This window comes from Xanthomonas sp. SHU 199 (assembly GCF_000364665.1).
Lineage (GTDB): Bacteria > Pseudomonadota > Gammaproteobacteria > Xanthomonadales > Xanthomonadaceae > Xanthomonas_A > Xanthomonas_A sontii.
Genome location: NZ_AQOI01000435.1, coordinates 1 through 796 on the forward strand (window position 1 = coordinate 1; position 796 = coordinate 796).

General features: G+C 72.1%; 2 protein-coding genes. One reads left to right on the forward strand and one right to left on the reverse strand.

Annotation, left to right across the window (positions count from 1 at the left end):
- The coding region (locus D183_RS24835; protein WP_039727735.1) for a glutathione S-transferase family protein at positions 1–537 on the reverse strand (537 nt) is incomplete at its 3' end.
- 76 nt (positions 538–613) lie between these two features.
- Here D183_RS24835 and D183_RS0114055 point away from each other — a divergent pair.
- A partial coding sequence (locus D183_RS0114055; RefSeq protein WP_026144473.1) for an HTH domain-containing protein occupies positions 614–796 on the forward strand: 183 nt, incomplete at its 3' end.

Here is a 796-nt window from a genome sequence, read left to right on the forward strand (position 1 = left end):
CGCCGGCGGGTCGAGCAGGCCGAACTGCAGCATCCAGCCCAGCGCGCTGCCCCACAGCACGTCGGCGGCGCTGCAACGCGCGCCGAGCAGGTAATCGCCGCGCGCCAGTTGCGCGTCCACCACCGCCAGCACGGTGTCGCAATCGGCATACGGCGACATCGCCCGCGGTGGCGGCTCGCGCTTGAGCGCGCGGTCGACCAGGGCCGGCTCGAAGCAGGCGCCGTAGAACGCCAGCCAGCGCAGGTAGGGGCCGCGCAGCGGGTCGCCGATCGGTGGTGCCAGCCCGGCCTCGGGATACAGGTCGGCCAGGTAGGGGTAGATCGCGCCCTGTTCGGTCACCACCGCGCCGGCGTGGACGATCGCCGGCACCTTGCCCATCGGGTTGATCGCCAGGTAGTTCGGCGCCAGTTGCGCCTGCCGGTCGAAGTCGATGCGCTCGATGGCGTAGTCGGCGCCCAACTCTTCGAGCAGGATCAGCACGCCGCGCGAGCGCGAATGCGGGTTGTGGAACAGGGTGATGTGGCGGTCGCTGGTCATGGGCGGCTCCTGGCTGGTCGGTGCGGACACCCTAGACCCCATTGCGGACAGATTCTGTCCGCAATAGCGTGCACCCATGCCATCGGCCGCCGCCCGTCTGTTGCGCCTGATCGCCTTGCTGCAGACCCGCCGGCTGTGGTCCGGCGCCGAGCTGGCCGCGCGGCTCGGTGTGGACCGGCGTAGCCTGCGCCGCGACGTGGAGCGGCTGCGCGCGCTGGGCTACGCCGTGGAGGCCGCGGCCGGGGTCGGCGGCGGATAC